The sequence below is a fragment of the Gemmatimonadaceae bacterium genome, assembly GCA_020851035.1.
Lineage (GTDB): Bacteria > Gemmatimonadota > Gemmatimonadetes > Gemmatimonadales > Gemmatimonadaceae > JACMLX01.
The window spans coordinates 84,507-109,285 of record JADZDM010000017.1; the positions used below are offsets into that span (position 1 = coordinate 84,507).

General features: G+C 71.3%; 16 protein-coding genes. 3 read left to right on the forward strand and 13 right to left on the reverse strand.

What is annotated here, in order from left to right; genetic code table 11:
- Window positions 1–44 precede the first annotated feature (44 nt).
- The 5 genes from IT355_11630 to IT355_11650 form a co-directional block, all read right to left on the reverse strand.
- Complete coding sequence (locus IT355_11630) at window positions 45–791, reverse strand: methyltransferase domain-containing protein (GenBank protein MCC7053902.1); 747 nt, start codon at window positions 789–791, stop codon at window positions 45–47.
- Between the two features lie 294 nt (window positions 792–1,085).
- Window positions 1,086–1,919 (reverse strand): hypothetical protein, encoded by an 834-nt coding sequence (locus IT355_11635; protein ID MCC7053903.1) that lies wholly within the window; start codon window positions 1,917–1,919, stop codon window positions 1,086–1,088.
- Between the two features lie 230 nt (window positions 1,920–2,149).
- A complete protein-coding gene (locus IT355_11640; protein ID MCC7053904.1) occupies window positions 2,150–4,558 on the reverse strand; it encodes a hypothetical protein in 2,409 nt (802 codons plus the stop codon).
- Window positions 4,559–5,257: 699 nt separating this feature from the next.
- Window positions 5,258–5,815 carry a gamma carbonic anhydrase family protein gene (locus tag IT355_11645; protein ID MCC7053905.1) on the reverse strand — a complete coding sequence of 186 codons (558 nt, stop codon included), beginning with the start codon at window positions 5,813–5,815 and terminating at the stop codon, window positions 5,258–5,260.
- Window positions 5,816–5,820: 5 nt separating this feature from the next.
- Complete coding sequence (locus IT355_11650; protein ID MCC7053906.1) at window positions 5,821–7,677, reverse strand: N-acetylmuramoyl-L-alanine amidase; 1,857 nt, start codon at window positions 7,675–7,677, stop codon at window positions 5,821–5,823.
- Between the two features lie 149 nt (window positions 7,678–7,826).
- Between IT355_11650 and IT355_11655 the strand changes: the two genes are divergently transcribed.
- Complete coding sequence (locus IT355_11655; protein ID MCC7053907.1) at window positions 7,827–8,966, forward strand: serine/threonine-protein phosphatase; 1,140 nt, start codon at window positions 7,827–7,829, stop codon at window positions 8,964–8,966.
- Window positions 8,967–8,976: 10 nt separating this feature from the next.
- Here IT355_11655 and IT355_11660 read toward each other — a convergent pair whose 3' ends face one another.
- The 3 genes from IT355_11660 to murQ form a co-directional block, all read right to left on the reverse strand.
- The gene (locus IT355_11660) at window positions 8,977–10,440 is read right to left on the reverse strand and encodes a hypothetical protein (GenBank protein MCC7053908.1); all 1,464 of its coding nucleotides are present in this window, start codon (window positions 10,438–10,440) and stop codon (window positions 8,977–8,979) included.
- Window positions 10,441–10,521: 81 nt separating this feature from the next.
- Window positions 10,522–11,673, reverse strand: coding sequence for an anhydro-N-acetylmuramic acid kinase (locus IT355_11665; protein ID MCC7053909.1), 1,152 nt, complete (start codon window positions 11,671–11,673; stop codon window positions 10,522–10,524).
- Entirely contained in the window at window positions 11,673–12,626 is a 954-nt protein-coding gene (gene murQ / locus IT355_11670; GenBank protein MCC7053910.1) for an N-acetylmuramic acid 6-phosphate etherase, read from the reverse strand. Before murQ ends, IT355_11665 begins: the two co-directional genes overlap by 1 nt.
- 194 nt (window positions 12,627–12,820) lie before the next feature.
- Between murQ and ggt the strand changes: the two genes are divergently transcribed.
- Window positions 12,821–14,623, forward strand: a complete 1,803-nt coding sequence (gene ggt, locus IT355_11675) for a gamma-glutamyltransferase (protein ID MCC7053911.1) — start codon at window positions 12,821–12,823, stop codon at window positions 14,621–14,623.
- A 231-nt stretch (window positions 14,624–14,854) separates the two neighbouring features.
- On the opposite strand, the gene IT355_11680 is transcribed toward ggt, so the two are convergent.
- The 3 genes from IT355_11680 to IT355_11690 form a co-directional block, all read right to left on the reverse strand.
- Window positions 14,855–16,210, reverse strand: coding sequence for a hypothetical protein (locus IT355_11680; GenBank protein ID MCC7053912.1), 1,356 nt, complete (start codon window positions 16,208–16,210; stop codon window positions 14,855–14,857).
- Between the two features lie 31 nt (window positions 16,211–16,241).
- A complete protein-coding gene (locus tag IT355_11685; GenBank protein MCC7053913.1) occupies window positions 16,242–19,970 on the reverse strand; it encodes a carboxypeptidase regulatory-like domain-containing protein in 3,729 nt (1,242 codons plus the stop codon).
- 287 nt (window positions 19,971–20,257) lie between these two features.
- Window positions 20,258–21,175 carry a hypothetical protein gene (locus IT355_11690; GenBank protein MCC7053914.1) on the reverse strand — a complete coding sequence of 306 codons (918 nt, stop codon included), beginning with the start codon at window positions 21,173–21,175 and terminating at the stop codon, window positions 20,258–20,260.
- 69 nt (window positions 21,176–21,244) lie between these two features.
- Here IT355_11690 and IT355_11695 point away from each other — a divergent pair, with 69 nt between their 5' ends.
- A complete protein-coding gene (locus IT355_11695; protein MCC7053915.1) occupies window positions 21,245–23,032 on the forward strand; it encodes an ABC transporter ATP-binding protein in 1,788 nt (595 codons plus the stop codon).
- A gap of 66 nt (window positions 23,033–23,098) precedes the next feature.
- Here IT355_11695 and IT355_11700 read toward each other — a convergent pair whose 3' ends face one another.
- Window positions 23,099–23,548 carry a transcriptional repressor gene (locus IT355_11700; GenBank protein MCC7053916.1) on the reverse strand — a complete coding sequence of 150 codons (450 nt, stop codon included), beginning with the start codon at window positions 23,546–23,548 and terminating at the stop codon, window positions 23,099–23,101.
- A gap of 15 nt (window positions 23,549–23,563) precedes the next feature.
- Window positions 23,564–24,511 (reverse strand): hypothetical protein, encoded by a 948-nt coding sequence (locus IT355_11705; protein MCC7053917.1) that lies wholly within the window; start codon window positions 24,509–24,511, stop codon window positions 23,564–23,566.
- Window positions 24,512–24,779: the final 268 nt, after the last annotated feature.

A 24,779-nucleotide genomic window follows, 5' to 3' on the forward strand; every position in this document is an offset into this window, starting at 1 on the left:
CTCATGCGCAGAAGAACGACCCGTATGCTACGCGGCGCAAGCGGTCAACGCTGCCCGCGGCCGGCGAGGACGGTGAGTGGCCACGTGACCGTCCGGTCCACGGCGTCCGGCCACACCGCCGCCAGCGCCGGCTCGAGCGCCAGGACGGGGTCGACGCCCTCGCGCCGGAGGTACTGGCCGACGGCGCTCCATGTCCGCAGGTAGGCCACCAGCTGCGCACGCGACCAGGTCGCCGACATCGCGAACGCCGGACTCGGCAGCGTCGCGTACGGGAACCCGATGTCGCGGTAGTGGGTGTCGCAGTGCGCGCGCTCCGGCGGCCAGTAGGGCCCGAGCACATCGCCGTAGAACGGGGCGATCACGGCGTCCACGTGGGGCGTGATCTGCGCCACGCCGTAGGTCCACACCGCCAGCACGCCATCCGGCGCCAGGACGCGGTGCGCTTCCGCCCAGAACTGTGGCCGGTCGAACCAATGCACGGCCTGTGCGACCGTGACGAGGTCCACACTCCGGTCGGCAAGGGCGGGATTGGACTCGCGTCCTTCGTGATACGAGACATGCGCGCCCGGTTCCGCCGCCGCGAGTTGCGCGGTACTGGCGTCGGTGGCGACGACGCGGTCGAAGTGTGCACCAAGCGCGGTACTCGCCTGCCCTGACCCGCAGCCAGCGTCCCAGGCGAGCCGGCGCCCGGGTGCGATTGACGCCAGCCACGCGAAGAGCGCATCGGGGTAGCGGGGCCGGCTGGCGGCGTAGTCGCCGGCGACGCGGGAGAAATGGTCGGGGAACGACATGTTCGATGGGTCGGACGTACCGGCGTGCCCGCCCCGTGACGTCGCCAAGGTCGGGGGAGAACGTTCAGGGGGGACAGCTTGAAGAGGGGACCAACGTTCAAGGAGCGTTCAAGGGGACGGGGATCTTGAACATGGCACCGTTCAAGGGGACGGGGATCTTGAGTTCAAGGGGACGGGGATCTTGAGTTCAAGGGGACGGGGATCGTGAGTTCAAGGGGACGGGGATCGTGAGTTCAAGGGGACGGGGATCCCGAACCACCGAACCACCGAACAAGCGGCCCGGCAGTCCCCGTCTCAGCGCAACTCGAACGCGAACCGCTGCCGCGCGAACGTGGGCACACGGCACCCGCCGCTCTGCGCTGCCTGGAACCGCGACGTCGTCAGCGCGGTGCGGATCGGGCCAATGAATTCCTGCCAGTCGGCGCGCCGGAACTGCACACTCTCCGGCATCACATGCGAGTCACTGCCCAGCACGAACCAGGCCTCGACTTCACCCGGCACACGCGCCGCGCGCGCCGCCTCGGGATACGCGGGCAGGTTCATCTTCACGACCATGGGCAGTGAGTCCACCACGAACACCGGCACCCGTGCCCGCATCAGCGGCAGCTCCGGCGGGGTGCTGTCGTTGGTGGTCACCAGCGTGATTGCGAGCGTGTCGTCGCCCTTCGCCCCCGCCGGTGCATGGATCTCGGCCAGCGCGCCGGAGTCCTCCGCTGCGCGAACAGCCGTGAGGAGTGCGTCGCCCAGCGGCGCCGAGAGCGGCTGCACCTGCCACGCGATCCGACGCAGGTGCCCGTCCGGCCGCAGCACCACGATGAACTCGGCGTGCAGCACCGAGCGCGCCACCGCCCGCTGCCGCGGGTCCCCCGACGACGCGTCACCCACCACCGGCAGGGCGCCGAGCGAGGGTGGCGGCACGAAGCGCGCCCGGATCGCGTCGGCGATGTAGAGGATGTGGAGGCGCTGCGCGGCGCTGTATCGCCGTCCCCGGAACTCCGGGCTTGGCGCGAGGCCGACGACGACGATGCTGCTGTCCACCGTCGGCGCGGCGCCATCGGGGCAGACGGGGACCATGGGCCCGGCCTGCGCGCCGGCTCCCGACGCGAGCGTGGCGACCGCCGCAGACACGGCGAGCACCTGGACACACCACCTGACGCGATCGATCACCCTGGCGCCCCCGCGAGGATTAGAGACGTTCCGGCCACAACGCAGAAGGAAGTCGAACGGTCTGCGGTCGGCAAGCGTGCGGGCCGGACAGATGGTCACGCGCTGTACGGGTTGGGCGACGCAACACGGGGGCCCCGCCACCCGGAGCCCCCGCGTCGTCCTGCATCCTGCACACTACACCCGCGTCCGGATCACACCAGGTCGCACGACCCGCCGGCGCAGGCCACGGTCTCCTTCAGCGACGTATAGTCCGCCGCCTCGCTCATCAGCGAGTAGTCGACCGGCGAGTAGGTCAGGCCGTTCCACTTCGTGATGTCGGCCGGCGTCGTCACTTCCTCGTTCGGCGCCTGCTGGTAGTCCTTGTCGCCCGTCGCGGCGAGGAGGCTGACGCCGGTGAAGTAGGCGCGGTTCTCCCAGATGAAGTCGGCGACCGGCTCCCACTCGCCATCCTTCACCGTCACCGTGTTGCTGACGTTGTGGCGGAGGCCCGGGTTGTACTTCTCGTGCGCCGTGCCGGGCACCACCCAGTTCTCCTGCACCAGCTTCACCATCGACAGGAAGTCGAGCGCGTTGATGTCCTTCTTGAGGATCGCGCCTTCGGGTGCCTCGACCGGGAAGGTGATGACGTCGGTGGTGTCGGCCTTCATGCCGTACACCTCGGTCATCTGCGGATTCCAGGCCTTGAAGAAGTTGTAGACCGGCTCCGTGCGCGCCGCCTGCACGCGACGGAAGTAGCGCTTCGCGTGATGCGGGTGGATGCCGCTGGCGGTGCCGAGCAGCAGGCTGGCGGTGCCTTCCGGCTTCACGCAGGTGACGCGCGCGGCCGGCGAGATCCCGATCGTCTCGGCCACGGCGCGGTTGGTCATCACGCAGGTCTCGGCGCCCTTGCGCAGGACCGCCGGGTTCAGCAGCACGTCCGGCCGCTCGAGAATGCCGCAGATGCTCACGCCGAGCAGCGACTCGCGCTCGTTGATCACCCGCGTCGGCGCGCCGAGGTAGTTCATCTGGGTGTAGGCGGCCTGCAGCGTGCCGATCGTGGCGGCGACGCCGCACAGCTCGTAGAACTTCTCGGGCGTCTCACACATGCGCCCGTTGATCGTGGTCAGGTTGCAGTGCTGCCAGCCGCTGACCACGTCGCCCACCGCCACCGGCTCGGTGTAGCCGTACTCCTGCAGCTTGAGCACCGCGGCCTCGTCCACGACCAGCGACGGCGCGAGCCCGATCTCGACGCACGGGTTGGCCCCGTAGTCGGCGTTCTCGGTGAAGTAGAAGCCCGGCTCGCCGAACTGGCGGATGGCGTTGAAGAGGGCCATGAACTCCTCCTTCGTCGCCTCGCTGCGCACCAGCATCGCGCTGTTGTTGCTGTGCTGGCGCTGCGGGTGGTGCTTCCACCACTCGCCGGTCTTGGCGTTGACCATCTCCTCGTCATCGGCACTGAAGAGCGCGATGGTGGCGGAGCGACGGATGCCGCCGCTGATGACGGCCGAGGCGGCGTACATCAGGATGTCGTAGGCCTCGATCGGGCGCATCTTGCGGCCCGGGATCGCGTCCAGCACGCCGCGGATCTTCTCCAGCGCCTTCTTCAGCGGCTGGTGGCCGGGGGCGCGGCCGCCGCTGGTGCGCAGCACCGCGCCCTTGGCGCGGATCTCCGAGAAGTCGAACTCCACGTAGGTGCCGTCGTAGTAGCTCTGCACCAGCGCCTGCATCGCATCCGCCCACCCCTCGATCGTGTCGGGGATGGTGAAGTGCTGCACCGGCAGGTCCTCGGCCGTGGCGCGGAGCGGGAACGGGGCGAGGCGCGCCACGTGCTGCTTCTGCACGCTGAAGCCCACGCCGGTGCCGCTGAGGAGCAGCCAGAGCGCCTCGCTGAACTTCCGGGTGTGGTCGATGTGGCCGAAGGTGCAGTTGTACATGCGGGCGTTGTTCACCTCGATCGCGTCGCCGCCGAACTGCATCGAGCGCATGCTCGGCAGCGCCTTGCGGTCGCGCACCGCCGCCTCGGCGGTGTCGATGAGCTGCCCCAGCGTGCGCTCCAGCCCGAACGCCTCCTCGTCGAGCAGGCGGGCGAAGCGCGCCCGGTGCATGTCGAACACGCGCTTGGCGGCCTCGGGCCACAGCTCACGGCGGCCCAGGTCCTCGCGGAAGCGGGCGTACTTCGACATCGCGATGTAGTCGCTGATGCCGCTGACGCCGTGGCGCGCGATGCGGGCATCGGACTTCTTCGCGCGATAGAGGACGTACCCCTTCGCGACGTCGAAGTGGCCGGCGCCGGCGATCATCATCTCGACGATGTCCTGGATCTCCTCCACCGACGGGCGGACGCCGCGCGTGGCGCGCAGCTCGACCGTGTTGATCACCATGCCGGCGATGCGGAGCACCTCGGCGTGATCCATCAGGCTCAGGCCGTAGTGCTTGGCCTGGTTGTCCCGGTGCGGGTTCTCCGCGCCCTTGTTGCGATGGGCGAAGAACGCCAGCGCGATCGCCCGGACGATGCGCTCCGGGTCCCAGTCGGCCGTCCGGCCGTCACGCTTCCGCACTGCCTTGTCGGCGGCCGACGACATCGCCGACACTTGAGTCTCCGGGTAAAGCACCGTCGTCATGTCACTCCCCACGGGTGGTTGGTCCTGCGTGCGCCGTTCCTGCATGTGAATCCGCCTCGGTTGCCCCTGCCTGCCCTGCCGGTTCCCGGCTCACGACCCTGCCGCATCCTTCCTCAGACCCCCGCCCGGTGGTGCATGTCCCCGATGCCGGGGACACTCCCGGGCCGGCAGCTGGCCATCGACCACCTGCTGCCGACCTGACACGACCGGGTGCTGCGAGGGCGAAAAACGACGCGGCGCTGCGTCACGACGGTGAAACGGACGGGCAACCTGCGCGGAGCAGGACACTACGGCCCTTCGTGAGTCCGCGCCAGCGTTCCGCGAACGCCCTTCACAGGAACAGTTTAGCGCATTTCGGATCACAAATGTACTGTTTTCCGCGTCACGATCCGGGGGCCGGACGGCGGCACATTTCAACAGACCCGAGAATCCTTTGAAGCGCCTAATCCCGTGTATCATCATGCGGGACAACCACTTAGGCAAGTCCCCCGAGCCCCGCGGCGGCGGCGACCGCACACTTTCCACACCGTCCACATCGCTCCACAGCAGTGGACATTGCCCGGGGACACGTCCCCGACCGCGACGGGGGCGCCAGCGGTCGTCCCACGGGGTGGCGTGCATGGGAGCAAGACCGGAGCCAGGCGGTCACAGCCCCCTGCAAACCGGGCCGCGCAGGCCCCTGCCGGCCCCGCCGCGGGACTAACGGTCGGCGGGTGGCGCGTGGTAGCGGATCCGGCCTTCCGCGTGCTCCACGGCCAGCCGGCGATACGTGGCTGCCGAGGCCGCCAGGCGGTCGCGCTCGGTCACCGTGGTGGCCCGGACGACCTTCCCGGGCATCCCCAGGACCATCGACCCGGGCGGGATCGCGACCCCCTGGGCCACCAGCGCGCCGGCGCCGATGATGCTGCCGCGGCCGATGTGGCAGCCGTTGAGGAGGATCGCACCCATCCCGACCAGCACGTCGTCCTCGATCGTGCAGCCGTGCAGGATGGCGCGGTGCCCTACCGTGACGCCGGCACCGACGGTGGTCGGGAAGCCGGGATCGGCGTGGACCATGGTCAGGTCCTGGATGTTCGAGCCGTCACCGATGGTGATCCACTCGGTGTCGCCGCGGAGCACGGCGCCGGTCCAGACGCTCGCCTCGCGGCCCAGCCGGACGGTGCCGCACACCGTCGCCGTCGGATGCACGAAAGCGCCGTCCGCCAGTTCTGGCGGCCCGCGACGCGCCGCGGCCGCGTCGCGGGGCGGTGGCGGCACGGCGCTCACGGGGCCTGTCCGGCCAGGGTGCGGAACCACGCCTCGAGCCCTTCCACGATGCCCAGGGCGTAGGCCTCCTGGAACGCCGGTGTGCGGAGCGCGGCCTCCTGCTCCGGCACGATCACGTACGCTCCTTCCACCAGCACGCCGGGCATCCAGGTGCCGCGGACGACGGCGAGGTTGTCGTACCAGGTGCCCTCGTCATCCAGGCCCATGTGTGCGACGATGCGCGACTGGACGGCGCGCGCCAGCCCCGCCGACTGCGGGTGGAAGTAGTAGGTGCCACTGCCGGTGTTGCGGTACGGATTGGCGCCATCCGGCTTCGCGTTGAGGTGGATCGAGACGAAGGCCACCGCGTCGGCCCGTCGCGCCATCACGGGACGATCGCCGAGCGGCACCGGCGCCGCCGTGGTGCGGGTCATGAACGGGTCGGCGCCCCGCTCGCGCAGCAGCCGCTCGACGCGCTGGCCGACGGCGAGCGTGACCTCGCCCTCGTAGAGCCCCGTCGGCCCGGTGGAGCCGATCGGCGGGTGCCCCGGGTCGACCGCGATGCGCAGCCCCCGCAACGGGCTGCCGGCGTCCACCACCGGCGGGCGGCGGATCCGCAGCACGAACGCGTCCCCGCGCCACCACGCGAACCAGCCGTAGACCTCGCGCTGGAGCTGCAGCGTGTACACCGCGCGGTCGCTGGCGTCGTTCGTCCACTGCAGGTCGCGCACGAGCGAGTCGCCGCGCTGGAACCAGCCGATGTCGGTGTTGCCGGTGGTGCCGTGCAGCGTGAGCCGCAGCGTGCGACCCTCGGCCTCCACGGCATACGCGGGTCGCGCCGACATCGGGAGTATGAGATCCACATATCCCGGGCCCGGCACGAGCCGGATGTTCGCGACGGTGCGTCGTGGCGCGACGGTGCCGGGGGGGAGCGGGGTGACGGACGGCGCGTCGACCCAGGCCTCGAGCCGGCTGTCGAGCTGCACCCGCACGGCGTCCCCCTGGCGGCCGGTGGCGCGCAGCACCGTGCCGGGCAGCAGGAACCAGCGGTAGGTGCCGCCCGGCACCGGGCGCGCGATCACGACAGCATCACTGTCCGCACTGGCCTGCCCCACCCGCACGAGGCCGAGGGAATCACCGTCGGCCACCGGTGGCAGCGTGCGCGTGACGGCAACACTGTCCCCGCGGCCGAAGACCGCCAGCACGGCGCCGCACCGCAGCGCTGCCGCGCGCACGTCGCGGGCGACGGTCTCGCCGCCGCCCTCCGGCGCCAGCAGCGGGAGCACCGGCGCCGGCCCGCCGCCGCACGGCGTGGGCCGCACCTCCGCCCGCGCGCCAGCGGCCAGCCGGACCGCCACGCGCACCGGCTCGGCATCGCGCAGCACCAGCCCGCCCCGCGGCACAACCGACGCCGTGTCGTGGTACGGCGGGCGCGCCGCATCGGGCGCCAGGCGCTCGGCCGGGAGGCGGATCGGCAGCACCAGCCGCTGTGGCGCCGCGTCGCCCACGGAGGCCACCACCTCGAACTGCGGCCGGCTGCGCGGCGGCATCGCCACCCACGCGAGGAAGGCCCCGTTCGGACGCACCGACACCGGCGCGCCGTTGATGGTGAGGGTGGCACCGCCGTGCCGGACCGTGCCGAGCAGGAAGGTCGAGTCGCGGGCGGCGATGAGCGCGTTCGGCGACGGGTACTGGATGCGGATCGCGAGCGGCCCGTCGGCACGCGGGATGGGCGGCAGTGGCCGCGCCGTTGCCGGGGTCAGGCCGGTGGTGGCGGGGGTGCGGCCCGCGCACCCTGCGAGGAGGACCACGAGCAACAGCGGCCGCACGGCGGGGCGTCCCGCGAAACCGGGCCGGAGCAGGGTGCGTAGCATGAAGAAACGTAGCGCTGCGCCGGGCCCCTCCGATTTGACCGTCTCATGCGCGCCGTCCTAGCTTCTGTGTACGCGCGCCACGTCCGGAGGGGGCGAGCGCGCGACCGGAACGCTGGCCTCACCCTCTTCACGCGCCGAATGTGCCCGTCATGACCCACCCCACGCCGTCCGAGGTGCCCGTGCCACGCCCCGGCGTGCGACTGCGGCTGGCCGGTCGGACGGACGTCGGCATCACGCGCGACCACAACGAGGACGCCTTCGCCTTCCTCGACCTCTCGAGCGGACAGGCGCACGACGACGTGGCCGACGGGACGATCGACGTCGGCCTGCGCGGGGTGGTGCTGGTGGTGGCCGACGGGATGGGCGGCGCAGCGGCCGGCGAAATCGCCAGCGCGATGGCGGTGGAGGCCGTGCTCGACACCTTCCGGGCGCAGTGGATGCAGGGGCAGGCGCGCGACACCGACACCTTCGTCGAGACGATCCGCGATGCGGCCGACACGGCGAACCACCGCATCTTCGCCTACGCCGGCGCCCACCCGGAGCATGCCGGGATGGGCACCACCGCCACCATCGCCGGGCTGCTCGGCAACTCGCTCTACCTGGCGCAGGTGGGCGACAGCCGCGCCTACATCGTGCGCGACGGCACCGCGCGACAGATCACGAAGGACCAGTCCCTGATGCAGCAGCTGATCGAGGCCGGCGAGATGACACCTGACCAGGCCGAGGTGAGCGAGCGCCGCAACATCATCCTGCAGGCCCTCGGTCCGGACAGCACGGTGCGGCCCGACTTCACGCAACAGCCGCTCGCCGCCGGCGACACGCTCGTGCTCTGCAGCGACGGCCTCACCACGCACCTGCGCGCCACCGACATCGCCCGCATCGTCAGCGCCAGCAGCGATCCCGAGGATGCGTGCGAGCACCTCATCGCCGCTGCGAACGCCGAGGGGGGCCACGACAACATCACGGTGGTGGTGGCGCAGTTCAGCGGCGACGGGCTGCCGGCGCACGACCTGCTGCAGCGCGAGATCGGGCACCAGACCTATCCGCTGCCCGACAGCGGCGCGCCGACGCTGGACCGGATGCGCGGCCGGATGCGCAGCGGCGCGGTGCCGGCGGTGACACGCCCGCCGACACCGGCGATGGGTGTGCAGGGCGTGACCGACGACCGGCATGCCGAAGCGCCGCCGGTCGTGCCACCGCGCGACCCGGGCAAGGCGTACGTCTACGTGGCGATCTTCGCGGTGCTCGTGCTGGTGGCCTGGGCGATCTGGAAGTTCGGCTTCAGCTGAGCGGCGGCACTCAGCCCCGCTGGCGCGCGAGCCAGCGCGCGGCCGCGGACTGCATGCAGCCGTCACCGCTCCAGGCGCAGAGCAGCGGGGCTTCGTCCCCGAAGGCACCGGCCAGGCGCGGATGCCCGAACCAGATGATCATCGCATCACGGCCGGCGGCGCGGGCGTCGGCGTAGAGCTGCATCGCGCCATCCCGGACGGCCGGCGCCACCTCGAGCGACCCGCGGCCCTGCACCGGCTCACCGAACGCGGTGATCACCACCGTGCCGCGGCTCGGGCCGTCGGCGCGTTCGGCCACGCGCGTGTCCACGCTGAGCTGGCGGAGCGCGTCGACGAGCGGCGCGCGCGGCGCGCGGAGGTCGTCGCGCTTGTCGCCGTCCAGCGAGCAGAGCTCGATCGGCGCCCGGATGCCGCGCGTGAGTGGACGCACGACCTTGAGCACGCGGTCGGCGAGCCCCGCGCACCAGAGCACGTCGGTGCCCGAGGGGCGGCGGTAGTCGTTCGGCGGCGAGACCCACTGCGCCCACTTGAGGCGCCGGCGCATCGACTGCCGCAGCCGGTCGCGCTCGATGCGGCCATCGGCCACCGCCGCCTCCAGCGCGGTGACGCACTGCTGCAGGTCACCCGGGGCCAGTACGAGGTCGCAGCCCGCGATCACCGCCCGCACCGCCGCCTCGCCCTCGTCGATGCCCTGGAGCACGGCCTGCATGTTCACCGAGTCACCGACGATCAGGTTCTCGAACTCGCAGCGCTGGCGCAGCACCCAGGTGAGGATCTCGCGTGACAGCGTGGCGGGCTGGCCGCTCGGGTCGAGTGCGGTGTAGGCCACATGGGCCGTCATGATCGAGCCCACACCGGCGTCGATCGCCGACCGGAACGGGAGCAGGTCGTCCTGCATCAGCACCGAGTGCGGTGTGCTCACGACCGGGAGCGTGAGGTGCGAATCCTCGACAGTGCGGCCATGGCCGGGAAAGTGCTTCGCACAGGCCAGCACCCCCTCGCTCTGGCAGGCATCGATGAACTCGGCCACGTAGTCGCCGACCTCGCTGGCCTGCGCGCCGAACGAGCGCGTGTTCACCACCGGGTTCGCCGGCTCGACGTCGAGGTCACCCACCGGGGCGTAGTTCCAGTTCACACCCATGGTCCGCGCCTCACGCGCCGTGTGGCGCGCCGCGCGCCGCACGGCATCGCGGTCACGCAGCGACGCGATCGCGGCGACGGGTGGCAGGCCGGTGGAGCCATCGAACTGCTGGCCGGCACCGCGCTCCATGTCGGCGCCGATCAGCAGCGGCGTGCGGGAGCGCTGCTGGAGGTCGCGGGTGAGGGCCCGCACCGCCTCCGGCGTGCCCCCGTACAGCGTGAACCCGCCGACACCCATGCGGAGCGCAGCATCGATGTGCGGACGCGCATCGCCATAGCCTCGTGCGGCATCCCAGCGGATGGCCGCAATGCACAGCGAGGCGGCCTCACTCATCGGTGACCTGCTGCTGGGGAGCGAATCGCGCACTCATGGCGAGGCCGAACGGCGGTCGGCAGGTGAAGGGCTGGCGGGTCATCAGGGAAGCGTGCGGACGCCGAGCACCCGGGGGCCATCGGCGCCGGTCGCCGCCGGCACGTTCCCAGGCTGTCCCAACAGATGTTGCAGTCCGATGTACGCGAACGCCACCGCCTCCTTGGCCTCGCCGTCGAAAAACAACTCGTCGAAGGTACGCACCGTGCGCAATGGGAGGGCGGTCCGGACTTGCCTGACGAGCTCCGCGTTGCGCGCCCCGCCACCGGACAGCACCACATCCACGAGTCCTGCACGCACGAAGCGGTCATAGCCGATGGCCATCGTGCGCGCGGTGAGCGCGGTGGCGGTTGCGACGATGTCGGCATCGGTGACGGCGTCCGATGCCGCCCGGCAGCGCGCGACGAGGTCCGCCACGTACGCCGCGTCGTACTTCTCCCGCCCGGTGCTCTTGGGCGGCTCGAGGGCGTACCACTCGTCCGCCAGCAGGGTCTCGAGCACCGCTTCCACGGGCGTCCCGGCCGCGGCCATGAGACCGTTCTCATCGTAGTGGCGCCCCGGCACCAGCGCCGCCACCACGCGATCGATCACGCCGCAGCCGGGCCCGGTGTCGAAGGCGAGCGCCGGCTCGCGGCTGCCGCGAGGCGGGACCACCGTGACGTTGCCGATACCGCCCAGGTTCTGCAGCGCGCGCCAGCCGTCGGCCGCGGCGAAGAGATGCAGGTCCGCGAGCGGCACCAGCGGAGCGCCCTGTCCGTTGGCCGCCACGTCACGGCTCCGGAAGTCGTGGATCACACGCGCCTGCAGCCGTTCGGCGAGCACAGCGGCGTCACCGATCTGCCAGGTGGAGTGCCCGGGCTCGTGCCACAGCGTCTGGCCGTGTGACGCCACGGCGGCCACGTCGCGGCCGGTGAGCCCGGCGCGAGCCATCACCAGCGCGGCCGCATCGGCCAGCCAGTGGCCCAGGTCCACGTTCAGGCGGCAGAAGTCGCGCGCACTCCCCTGCACCATGCCGGCGGCGAGGCGCGCGCGCTGCTCGGGGGTGTACGCCACCGACTCGAACGCCAGCAGCTCCGGCCGGTGCCCGTCCGGGGTGGGATGGAACCGCACCACCGCCGCGGCGATGCCATCGAGCGAGGTGCCGGACATCAGCCCGACCATCACCGGCGCGGCCGACAGGGGCGCATCGGTGGCCATCAGCGCCCCTCGCCGGCAATCGCCGGTGGCGGACGGTTCACGGCACGACGGATGACACCCTGCGCCGCATCGAGCGCTGTGTCGGCCGCCGCGGCATCGACGCCGAGCAGGTGCATGGTGATCGCCCGCTTCACGACGCCACCCGCCGCGGCCAGGAGTGCATGTGCCGCCGCGCGATCCAGGCTGCAGACCTCGGCCACGATGCGCTCGCTGCGATCCACCAGCTTGGCGTTGGAGGCGCGCAGGTCCACCATCAGGTTGCCGTACACCTTGCCGATGCGGATCATCGCGCCGGTGCTGATGATGTTCAGCGCGAGCTTGGTGGCCGTGCCCGACTTCATGCGGGTGGAGCCCGTCACGACTTCCGGGCCGACGACCAGCACGATCGGGATGTCGATGGCGTCGAGGATGGCGGCCGGCAGCGCGGTGCACGCGATCATGCCGGTGGTGGCACCAGCGGCGCGCGCGCGGCGCAGGGCGCCGTGCACGTACGGCGTGGTGCCGCTGGCAGCGATCCCGACGACGAAGTCATGCGCGCCGATGCCGACGGCCTCCAGGTCGCGTGCGCCGCCTTCGGGACTGTCCTCTGCCCCCTCCTGCGCGCGCAGGAGCGCTGGCGGACCGCCGGCGATGAGGCCGATGAAGAGGTCGAACCCGGCGCCGAAGGTGGGCGGGATCTCGCTGGCGTCGAGCACACCGAGCCGTCCCGACGTGCCGGCGCCGGCATAGATGACGCGGCCTCCGCTGCGCAACGCCTGCTCCGCGGCGGCGATCGCACGCGCGAGGGCCTCGCGCTGCGCCACGACCGCCGGCACGACGCCCGCATCCTCGGCGGTGATGATGTCGACGATCTCGAGCGGCGACGCGAGGTCGATCGCGACGGAGCGCGGGTTGCGCTGCTCGGTGATGCGCGGGTCCCGGACGGCCGGGGCGGTGTGGGGCTGGTCTGGCACGCGGTGCGGGATGGAGCGAAGCGTGGAACCGGCGGGCGCGTGCCTGCGCTGTCGGCCCCACGAGTGCCCGGGTAAGCTTCCGGTTGCGCAAACATACACCCCCGGCGAGCTGGACCAGCGGTACGGTCCGGGCACCGGAGGGTGTCTGTGCACAGGTCGTGCCTGCCCATCCGACACCTCCACCGACACCGCCGATGCTCCTGCCTCCCTCGACCCGCCGGTCGCTCGCCGCTGTGGCCGCCGCGCTGCTGGCCGCCTCCTGCCGCGCACCGCAGCCCGCGGGTCCGGCACCAGCGCCGATCCCGGCACCACCGGCCGCGGTCGTCACCGGTGCACGCGAGGACTCGGTGCGGCGCGACCCGGTGGTCTTCGCTGACGGCTGGCGGTTCGCCACCAACGCCCCTGCGACCTTCGCCGAGCATGGGATGGTGAGCAGCAACGCCCCGCTGGCCAGTGCGGCCGGTGCCGAGGTGATGAAGCAGGGCGGGAACGCCGTCGATGCCGCCGTGGCGACGGGGTTCGCGCTGGCCGTGGTCTGGCCCGAGGCCGGCAACATCGGCGGCGGCGGCTACATGGTGATCCAGATGGCCGATGGCCGGCGCGACGTGGTGGACTACCGCGAGGTCGCACCACTGGCCGCGTCGCGCGACATGTACCTCAAGCCGGACGGCACCACCGACGGCAGTATCATCGGCTGGCGCTCGAGCGGGGTACCGGGCGCGGTGGCGGGGCTGCTCGCGGCACACGCGAAGTACGGGCGGCTGCCCCGCGCGCAGGTGATGGCGCCGGCGCTCCGCATGGCGCGTGACGGCTTCGTGATCGACTCGGGGCTGAACACGAGCATCTCGCGCAGCCGCGCGCTGATCACGCGGTTCGCCGGGCGCAGCGTCTTCCTGCCCGGCGACAGCGTGCCGGCGATCGGCTCCACGTTCCGCCAGCCGGTGCTGGCGCGCACGCTCGAGGCCATCGCCCGTGACGGGGCGGACGTGTACTACCGTGGCTGGATCGCCGACAGCATCGCCGCCGAGGAGCAGCGCGGTGGCGGGATCATCACGAAGGCCGACCTCGCGGGGTACACGCCGCGCTGGCGCAAGCCGCTGGTCTGGACGTACCGCGACTACACGCTCGTCGGCATGCCGCCGTCGTCATCGGGCGGCGTGACCATGGCCGAGACGATGAACATCATCGAGCACGAGCGGCGCATGCCGGCGTTCGGCAGCGTGGCCTACCTCCACCTGATGGGCGAGGCGTACCAGCGCGCCTTCATCGACCGCAACAGCAAGCTGGCGGACCCGGACTTCTTCCCGGTGCCGATGGCGCAGCTCACGAGCAAGGACTACGCCGCGCGGCTCTTCGGCCAGATCGACCGCACCAAGGCGACGCCGACGCCCGTGACGACGGCGCAGATGGCGGAGGCGATCCACACCACGCACTACTCGGTGGTGGACGGCGACGGCAGCGCGGTGGCCACCACGACCACGCTCAACAACTCGTGGGGCAGCGGCGTGTACCTGGCGAGTGTCGGCTTCATGATGAACGACGAGATGGACGACTTCGCGGTGCAGCCGGGGAAGGCGAACATGTTCGGGCTGGTGCAGGGTGAGGCGAATGCGATCCAGCCGGGCAAGCGGATGCTCTCGGCGATGTCACCGACGGTGGTGCTGGATGCGCAGGGGACGGTGCAGATGGTGGCCGGCGCCGCCGGCGGCCCGCGCATCATCTCGGCCACCAGCCAGGTGATCCTGAACGTGATCGAGTTCGGCATGCCGCTGGCCGATGCCATGCGCGCCCCGCGCATCCACAACCAGGCCCTCCCCGACGAGCTGCGCCTCGAGACGAACGGCTTTCCCGCCGCCACCGTCGACTCGCTCCGCGCGATGGGGCACACCGTCGGCTTCCTCGGCGGCATCGCGAACGTCAACGCCATCCGCCGCGTGAAGGGCGGCTGGCACGGGGTCTCCGAGCCGCGCGCGTTCGGCGCTGCGATCGGCTACTAGCAACAGCTACTGCAACTGCTTCGACGCAAAGACGCAAAGGGCGCGAAGGACGCGAAGAGTACGCGCGTAGGGCAGCGGCTGGTGCAGCTCCAGCATCGAAATCGAGGGGAACTGCTCTGCAGTCGCAGTTCCCCTCAAGTACCCGCGCTGAAAGGCTCAGCGACCCTCGCCGTGGGAAAGACCCTTTGCGTCCTTCGCGCCCTTAGCGTCTTTGCGTCGAAGCAGTTGCAGTCAGCGGATGCGTGCGACCTCGAGCCGGGCGCCCGTGTCGTCGCGGACGCCCATGTAGACGATGCCGGGGCCGAAGCCGGCGATGACGCGGCCGAAGGGGAATGCGACACGGTCGACGAGCACGCCCTGCCGGTTGACGACGTCGTACACCGGGCCGCCGGCGTGCACCTTGCTCGTGCGGATCCAGAGGTTGCCATCGAGGTCGGCGCGGGTGGCGCCGGTGCCGAAGGCGGGGCGGTAGTCGGGGAGCTCCGACGGCGGGATCATGTTCACCGAGGGCATGGACAGCTGCATCGGCGGGCCACCGGCCGGCGGAGCGCCGCCGCCGCCAGGTGGGCCACCCTCGAAGCGCATCACCATCCCACCGCCACCGCCACCGCCACCACCACCACCACCCGGCGGGCCGCCAGCGCCCGCGGCCACGACGACATTCCCGCCACCGTTCGCCATCGCGCGGGCACGCATCGCCTCCATCGCCGTCTTCGCGGAATCGAGGAACACCACCTTCTGCTCATCGCTCAGGCGCTGCCACTCGAACGGGATCTTCGGTGTGCTGGTCCGCGACCCATCCGGGGCGAGCCAGTCCACGTGGTAGTCCGCGCCGCGCACCACGGCGAGGGTGCCATCGGGCAGCAGCGTCCAGTCGTCCACCACCGGCATGGGGTTCATCACCATCGTCACCGAGATGCGGCCGTTGTCCCCCTGCGTGACACTGGCGCGCGTCTTCGGGATCTTGAAGAAGCTGGCGGTGTCCAGCGTGCGCGTGCCGAGCGCCACGCGCAGGATCGGCGCCGAGTCGGGCTGTTCCGGCACGCGGAAGGTGCGTTCGCCGCCGGTGAGCGGCGGCGGCATGGTGGGCAGCGTGAAGCCACGATAGACGATGCGCCCGTTGCTGTCGAAGCCCGGCGTGCCGAACGGTCCACCGACCATGAACTGCGCATCGTTGGGGCGCGGCACGGCCATCACCCGGGCGACCTTGCCGCCACCATCGATCACGAGCATCGACAGGGAGGCGGGGTCGACGAACAGCGAGGAGTCGCCGCGGTATGGAATCAGGCCGCCGGCGCGTGCACCGTAGGCATTGGCGGTGGCGGCGGTGGTGTCGGCGACGATGGCCTCACGCGCGAACGCGGAGTCCAGCAGCACGAGCTGCCGGCGCGTGATGTCGTTCACCAGCACGCGGCCGCCGGGAAGCGGGCGCACCGCCGAGACGCTGCCGAGGACATCGGCGGGTGACACGCGCGTGACCGGCCCGAGCGCGCGGACCGGTGGCAGCGCCTGCGCGGCGACGGTGACACTCGCGACGGTGGTGAGCAGCGCGAGGCGCCGCGCCGTGCGACGGGAATGGAGCATCATGGGTGCAGCACCTGGAGCGGGGGCGAGGAGGTCAACGGATGATGATGGTCTGGCCACCACCACCCTGGGGAATGTTCATGCCGCCGCCCATGAATCCGCCACCGAACTCGCTGCCACCCACGGTGCCGGACCGGATGGAGGCGAGGTAGCGGAGGTCGAGGTGGCTGGCGACGAGGGTGGGCAGCCGGCGCCGCTGGTCTGCCGTCAGCAGGCCGCGCACGGCCGGCGCGAGCACGCGCAGCGCGTCGATCGACGCCTCGCGCGCGCGCTTGTACTGCCCGAAGGCGATGTCGTGATCGTAGCGGTCGTCCAGGCGCGCGAACTCCCGCACCACCGGCGCCCAGATCTGGCTCAGCCGGATGGTGTAGCTGCGGTTCATCGTCGCGATGCTGTCGGCCTGCAGCGCCGTGAGCTGGAGTGAGTCGGACTGGCGGAGGATCTGCGCCATGGGATTGATGGTCACGCCACCGCCGCCGTACATCGCCTGGAGCTGCGGCTCGGGAGCCTTCTGGCCAGGGGTGCGCCGGCCGCGGTCGAGCTGCTGCGTGAGCACCTGGCGTTCGCGCGACGGGCCGAGGTCGAAGCGCATCAGCGCGGTCACGGTGACCGGGGCCCGGAACGTGGTGACCGCCGGTCGCGTGGCCCCGAAGCGCTGGTTCACCTCGTAGCGGAAGGTCCGCGTGCCGGGATCGAAGCCGCGCACGTACAGCAGCGTGGCATCCGGCTGCGCTGGCTGCCCCCAGCCCCGCAGCTTGCCGGAGCCGTGCAGGAGCAGGTCGGCGGCACCGAGCGGGTTGCTCACCTGCAGGGAGAGTGTCGCGCGCTGCGGCAGGCGCAGCTTGAGGGGGTTGAACGACAGGCTGAGGAAGGCGTTCTGCGTCCATGCCCCGCGGCAGCTGTTGCGCGCGGCCAGGGTCCCGAGCTGCCGGGTGAGGCAGTCGCGCGCGTCGGCACCGGCACCGGCCAGCAGCGCGCCCATGTCGGCGGCCAGCTGGCCACCGGTCGAGGGGGCAAAGACGAAGGCGCGGTCGTTCTGGAGCCCATCGCCGTTCACGTCGCCGCCCACCACCGGCGTGTACGGGCTGCCGGAGCGGATGCTGCCGAACCAGGCCAGCCGCACGGTGTTGAACGCGTTGTAGCTCAGCGAGTACTGCCACTGGTGCCGCGTGTCGAAGCCGGAGCGCGACCACTCGATGGCCCGCGGGTCGCCGGTGGTGCTCTGGAAGCCACGGTACTGCTCGCGCACGTTGCCGTACACGTACGCCAGGCTCCATTGCACGCGCGTGTTGAACGTCGACGGGCTGAGTCGCACGCTCACCTGCCGCGACTCGCTGCGCAGGTCGGAGCGGTTCGCGTTCACCACGTTGAACAGCTGCGACACGCGTGAGTCGCGCGGGGCAGCGGCACCGGTGGCCGGGTCGATGCTCGCGACCGGGACGAACACCGGACGCCCCGCCTCCTCGGCCAGCGAGAAGCCCGTCTCGCCGGCGAAGTTCAGGTCGAACGTGCCCGGCTGGTTCAGGTTGCGCGAGTAGGTGAGGTCGATGCTGGCATTGAAGCGGTTGCGCAGCACGGGACCGTTCCACTGGAGGTTCGAGCGCAGGCTGCGCGTCGCGTTCCAGCCTGCGTCGAACAGCGTCACGTTCGGCGCGATGCTCGAGAACGACGTGGGCTGCAACCCGTCGGCACACAGCACCGGGATGGTGGACGGGTCGGTGAGCCAGGTGCCCCACTGCGGCACCGGCGCGGCGGCGCCGAAGCAGCCAAGCTGCTGCACCGCGCTGGCGAGCCCGGTGTTGTCCAGCGCCTGGCCGAGGAGCGTGGCCTGTGGCGTGTTCTGGAACACGCCCGCACCGCCCCGCACCACCGCCCGCGGGCCGCGCACCGCGCCGTCGAAGCCGCCGATCTGCGGTGCGGTGCCGTACGTCCAGCTGAAGCCGACCCGCGGGCTCACGTACACGCGGTTCGGGACTGCGGTGTTCCGCGTGCCGAAGAGGCGCTCGATGTCGGCGTTCGCCGCCGGCCCGCGATCGAACCGGTTGGCATCGACGCGCACGCCGTACTGCACCTGCAGGTCGTTGCTGCGGCGCCAGGCATCACCGAGCGACATGGCGGCGACCACCTGTCCCCCGCTCCGCAACCGCGGTTCGAGCTGTCGCGTGTACGACACGGCGCGTCCCGCCTCGAGGTCGGCGAGCGAGTTGAAGCTGTAGGTGCCGAACCGGTTCGTGGTCTGGTCGATGCGGAAGATGTCGCGCCGCAGTTCACTGGTGAGCTTCACGCGGTGCCGGCTCGAGCGCGAGAACCACGACAGGGTGTTGAGCACCCCGGTGCTGGCGTTCTCCTGGCTCGTGGCGAGGAAGGGGTTGCCGCCGAACGACAGCAACCGCAGCCCCTCGGTGCCGTCGGACAGCGCCGAGTTCACGCGCACCGTCGCATTCGGCAGCTCGAGGAAGCTGGTGCCGGCGTTGCGCGAGGCGCTGAGGTTGACGTTGGTCTCGGTGAGGATGCCGCTGCTGAAGTACGCGGAATGCCTGGCGGCCAGCCCGCCGTTCCAGTTGGTGCGCTCGCCACTGTGCGACGGCAGCTCGGTCACGGAGCCGCTCACCGGCGAGGTACGGTTCCAGGAGGCGTTGCCGGTGATGGTGAACGCCTGGCCGGTGCGTGACCCGGGGGGCGCGACGTTGATGGAGCCGAACAGCAGCCCCTGGTCGCCGTGCCGCACCTGCGGATTCCCGGCCGGCCGGGCCGGGATGCCGAGCGCCGACAGGATGCCCAAGAGCCGCGTCGCCGAATCAGGCGAGACACCACTCGTCAGCAGGCCGTCGGCGCCGGTGTTGAGCAGCGTGCGCAGGTCGTTGCTGCGGCGGCCCAACTGGTACGAGAGGTTGTAGAACGCCTTGTCGGGGCGGATCGGGCCGGCGACCAGCCCGCCGAGCGACAGGTTGCTGAACTCCTGCCCCAGCGCGCGCGCCGACGCGTCGGTGTACTGCAGCGCCGGTGCGTCCACGTTCAGGCTCGTGGAGCGCACCTTGAAGTTCGAGCCCCCCGACGTGCGGAGCTGGAACTGCGCGCCGCTGAATCCGCCGCGTGACACGTCGTAGGGTGAGGTGGCGAGCGCGCTCTGGATGCCGGCATCGCGCGGCAGGTTCGCGCCGCCGAAGCTCTGCCCGTTGAGCGTGGTGTTGTTCTGGTCGGGCGTGAGCCCCAGCACCGAGAACCCCGACGGATCACCCTCGGCGCCAGGCACCATCGTCACGCCGGGGAGCGACGCCGCCATCGCGGCGAGGTCTCCCGCCTGTCCTGCGGCGACGTTGCCGCCATTGACGCTCCGTTCGCTGCCACCGATGTCGGGGGTCCGGTCGTCGCGCGTGGCGCGCGGCCGGTCACCGATCACGCGCACCTCGTCGAGCTGCGCGACGGTGCGCGAGAGTCGTGCGTCGGCGAGCAGCACCTCCTGGTCCGCCGTGCGCTTCACCTCGAACCGCTTCGGCGCGAAGCCGAGCGCCGTCACCGTCACGAAGTAGTCGCCCTCGCCGCCCGGAAAGGTGATCGTGAACCGGCCGCGCGTGTCGGTGCGCGCGCTGCGATTGACGTACCCGGAGAGCGAGGTGGCGGTGACGCGCGCACCGGCGATCGGGATCGAGTCCGGGCCCGTGACCAGGCCGCGGATCACATCGAGCTGCTGGGCGCCTGCCGGCAGCGCGAACGTCATCGACAGCACGGCAATCCAGGACAGCGCGAGGTGGCGAAGACGCACGGAATCGGTCGGGCGAGGGAGGGGTGCACCGGGGGCGGAACTCCCCGGACCGGCCATCAGACGCCGGTGCCAGCCGGACGGTTTACTCCGGCACCGGAAACCAAGCACGGTCGGGCGGCCGGCGCATCCGCGCCCCCCGCGTCGCGCGCCCGGCGCGACTGGTGCCGAACGCAACACGCCCGCATCTGCAGGGGCAGACACGGGCGCGCGGGAGACTTGTCCGCCGGCCGATGGTGGCCGGACCGGCAGGGCGCCGTCGGAAGCGGTGTGGTCTCAGTGCGGGCCGGTCAGTTCCGCACCGTCATGGGAGCACCGAGGCGCACGGTCAGCGCCGAGCCCTCGGGCAGGCAGGCGAGGCGATCCCCGGTGACCGCAGCCGCCACGGCGCCGGCGGCACCACCCGCGGCGGCGCCGACGACCGTGCGCTGCGCACGGCTGCCGCCACCCACGATGTTGCCGATCACCGCACCGGCCGCCGCGCCGATGGCCACCTTCCGGCCGTCGCCGCCCTTGCGCTCCATCACCACCGCGCTCGTGCTCACCTCACCACTGGCCGTGAAGGTGTCCCCACCGAAGGTGATGTTCCGGACGTCGAACGCGAGCTCCGCGGCGTCACCCTGTGAGGCCGAGGTCTTCGCCTTCGTCACGACCAGCCCGACGCGCGCACCGGCGGGGATGCTGACGCCGTTGCTGGCGTCGATCGGCGACGACGTGGTGGCAGTGACGCGATCACCGACGGCCACCGTGTTCGAGCAGACCTTCGCGCCGCTCGTCACCGTGAAACTGGTGCCCGCCGCGACGGTGCCGGTCGCGCGAACCGGCTCGGGTGCGGGCGTCGGCGCGGGCGCGGGGGTCACGGCCGGCGCCGGTGTCGACGGCGCGCGTGACGGAACCGGCGTGCGCACCGGGGCCTTCGTCACCGGTGCCCTCGTCACCGGCGCCGTGGCGGGATCGGGCTCGGCGCGCTCCAGCGGCGCACGACCTGCCGTGAGCGGCGCCTGCGCGGTGGGGGCATCCACCGGCGGCACCGTGGACATCGCCGTCGCAGTGTCGGCGAACGCCGGCCGCGCCGCGGAATCCGTCGTCAGTGCCACGTCACGCGACGCGTCGTCTGCGCGGCCCCGGTCGCCGCAGGCCGCCAGTGTCAACAGGGCGACCGCCGTCAGCGGACGCATGGCGCGTGGAATAAGTTCAGTGGATCGCATGTTGTCTCCTTGTGCAGATGGTCGCGCCACGACGGGTGTGGCCCTGTCGTCGTCACGCCATCCGTCCTGATGAGCAAGCCTCGTACCAGCAGTCTCCGTGCCTTGCGTGCACTGGTGCCGTTTGTTCGCACGTATCGCGCACGCATGGCGCTTGGCCTGGCGTGCGTGATCGGATCGAGCGCGATTGCCAGTGCCATCCCGTGGCTGCTGCGCCGTGCGGTGGACGATCTGCAGGCGGGTGCCCCGCCACGCGACCTGTACGACATCGCGGCGGCCATGGTCGGCATCACCCTCGTCACGGGTGTGCTCAGGTTCCAGATGCGGAACATCCTGAATGCCATCAGTCGCCTGGTAGAGTACGACCTGCGGAGTGCAATGTTCCGTCACCTCGTCACGCTCGACGCCGGTTTCTTCGGCCGGAACCGCACCGGCGACCTGATGGCCCGCCTCACCAACGACCTCTCGGCCGTCCGCATGGTGGCCGGTCCGGCCATCATGTACCTCGTCAACACCATCGCCGGCGGGCTCTTCGCGCTGGTCTTCATGCTGCGGATCAGCCCGCATCTCACCGCCATCGCGGTGCTGCCGATGGTGCTGCTGCCGATCGTCATGGCGGTGCTCGGTTCCCTGATACATCAACGGTTCGAGGCCGTCCAGGAACACTTCGGCGTGATGACGACGCACGCGCAGGAGAACATCAGCGGTGCCCGCATCGTGCGTGCGTTCCGGCAGGAGGCAGCCGAGGCGGCGCACTTCGCGGCGCTCAACGACGAGTACCTGCGGCGCAACATGGGCCTGGCGCGGCTCTACGGGCTCATGTCCCCTGGCCTGCAGCTCCTCGCCGGCCTCGGCGCCGTCGCGGTGCTCGGCATCGGGGGTGCCGCCACGCTGCGGCAGGAGATGACGGTCGGCGACTTCGTCGCGTTCGGCCTGTTCCTCGGCATGCTCACCTGGCCGCTGATCGCGCTGGGGTGGGTGATCAACCTGTTCCAACGCGGCGCCGCGAGCATGGCGCGCATCAACGACGTGCTGCTCGCGGCCGCGTCGGTCACCTCACCGGCCACCGTCGCGGCACTGCCCGCGCATGCGGGCGCCGGACGCGCGCTCGAGTTCCGCCACGTCGGCTACCACTACCCCGCTGCCGAGGGTGACGCGCCGCGCTGGGTGCTGCGCGACATCTCCTTCTCGGTGCCGGCGGGTGCCACCGTCGGCATCGTCGGCGCGACCGGCAGTGGCAAGAGTGCGCTGATGGACCTCGTCCCGCGCTTCTGGAACCCGCAGGAGGGCGAGATCCTGCTCGACGGCGTGCCGACCGACACCCTCGACCTGGCCGCGCTGCGCTCCACCATCGGGTACGTGCCGCAGGAATCGGTGCTGTTCAGCGACACCATCATGGCCAACCTCACCTACGGCGGCAACGACGAGGACGCCGCACGCACGGCCGCCGGCGTCGCGCAGCTCGACGCGGCGATCGTGGACCTGCCCGACGGCTACGACACGCTGCTTGGTGAACGCGGCATCAACCTCAGCGGCGGGCAGAAGCAGCGGGCCGCGATCGCGCGGGCGCTCGCGCGCGATCCGCAGGTCGTGCTGCTGGACGATGCGCTGAGCGCGGTGGACACCGGCACCGAGGCGGCGATCCTGCAGGGGCTGCGCGACGAGCTCACCGGGCGCACGGCGCTGATCGCGTCACACCGGGTGAGTGCGGTGCGCGATGCATCGTGGATCGTGGTGCTGGATGAGGGGCGCATCGTGGAACAGGGCACGCACGAGTCGCTGGTGGCAGCCCGCGGGCGCTACTGGCAGTTGTTGCGGCGCCAGCAGGTGTCGGACGAGATCGACGCGGTGAGCGCCTGATCGCCCTGCTGCGTGCGACCGCGTGACCGGTGGGGTGGCTGGCGTCAGGTGGCGCCGGGACACCGGCTAACGCGGCCCGCCGCTGCGCTGGCACTCGGCGCACACGCCGTAGATCACGAGGCGGTGCCGCTGCCGGCTGAAGCCGTGCGACTCGGCGATGAGCGTGGTCATGCGCTCGAGGCGCTCGTCCCGGAACTCGTCCACGCGGCCGCACACGCTGCAGAGCATGTGCTCGTGGTGCGGGATGCCCCGCGCCGGCTCGAAGCGCCGGAAGCCCTCGCCGAAGTCGCGCTCGACCACCAGGCCGCTCTTCACGAGCAGGTCGAGCGTGCGATAGATCGTGGCCGTGCCGGCGTTGTCCCCCTGCTGCGCGAGCCCGGTGGCAACCTCCTCCACCGACAGGTGCTGGTCGGAGGCGAGGACGAGCGAGGCGATGGCGAGTCGCTGCGGCGTGATCGGCAGGTTGTGCTGCCGCAGGTAGGCGCGGAACCGGTCCAGATCGTTGCGCGGGTCCACCCGATGCGGTCCGCGCTACGCGGCGGGGGCGACGGCCAGCGGCGCCACCAGGTGTGCCAGCACGTCGTGCGGGATCAGCTCGGGGTCGGCCGGTTCACTGCTGCGATGGCGCACGCCGCGCAGCACCGCCTCCACCGCCTCCAGCGGCGCATCCGCCTCCTCGATGAGGTCCACGCTCCACTTGCCGCGTTCGACGCCCTTGATGGTGTGGCGGTAGCTGGCGGTGGAGATGCGCATGCGACGACGAGCGGGCGTGGCGGCACCGTCGGGCGCGGCATCGGTCATGGTGAGGCGGTCGTCCTGCGCGGCGGTGGCGGTGGTTGGCGGCGCATCGGCGGACGCTGGTTCGTCGGCGCAGGGCGAGTCGTCGGCGCCGTCGGCATCCGTCGCGGCAACCGGCGCAGGGTCACCGGATTCGGCGTCGTCCGAGGCAATGGGCGCACTGTCACCGAGATGCGCGGCTTCGGTGTCGTCCACCGCAATGGGTGCACTGTCACCGATTTCCGCACCGATCTCCGTGGCACCGATTTCCGCGGTGGCATCCGTGGCAATTGGTGCACTGTCACCGATTTCCGTTGGTGCACTGTCACCGATTTCCGTGGCACCGATTTCCGCGGTGTCGTCCACCGCAATGGGTGCACTGTCACCGATTTCCGACGTGGCAATTGGTGCACTGTCACCGGTTTCCGTGTCGCCGATTTCCGCGGTGGCATCCGCGGCAATTGGTGCACTGTCACCGGTTTGCGTGTCACCGAAATGCGTGTCACCGGTGTCGGCGGCGGCGATGTCGGTATCCGGGCCCACGAGGGTCGGCGGCTCGGGGGGGAGCGCAGTCACGACCACGGCCACGCCGGTCTCAAGGGTGCCACGCCGGATGGGCGGGAACAGGTGCAACTCGACCACGGAGTCGAGCGGCACACGGCCAAGGATGGTGCGGAGGAAGCGTTCCTGCGTCTCGGTCATGCACGAATCCAGAAGGGGCGGCAGCACCGCCGCGACACGCGTCGTCGAGCAGGGCTCGTCGAGAGGCACGGGTGGGAGGGTGCATGCGCTCCGGCCCGTGGGTCCTGCCCGGGAAGTACCCGGCACGATGACCTGAGGTCGGGACCCCCAGGCCATCGCACCGGGACAATTTGCCTGGAAGTACATACGGGCTCAATGGGATCGGCTGAGCCCGTCTGCGCCGACCTCGTCCGTCTGGTCCGACCGCGTCAGCTTGCGCCGCACGTCA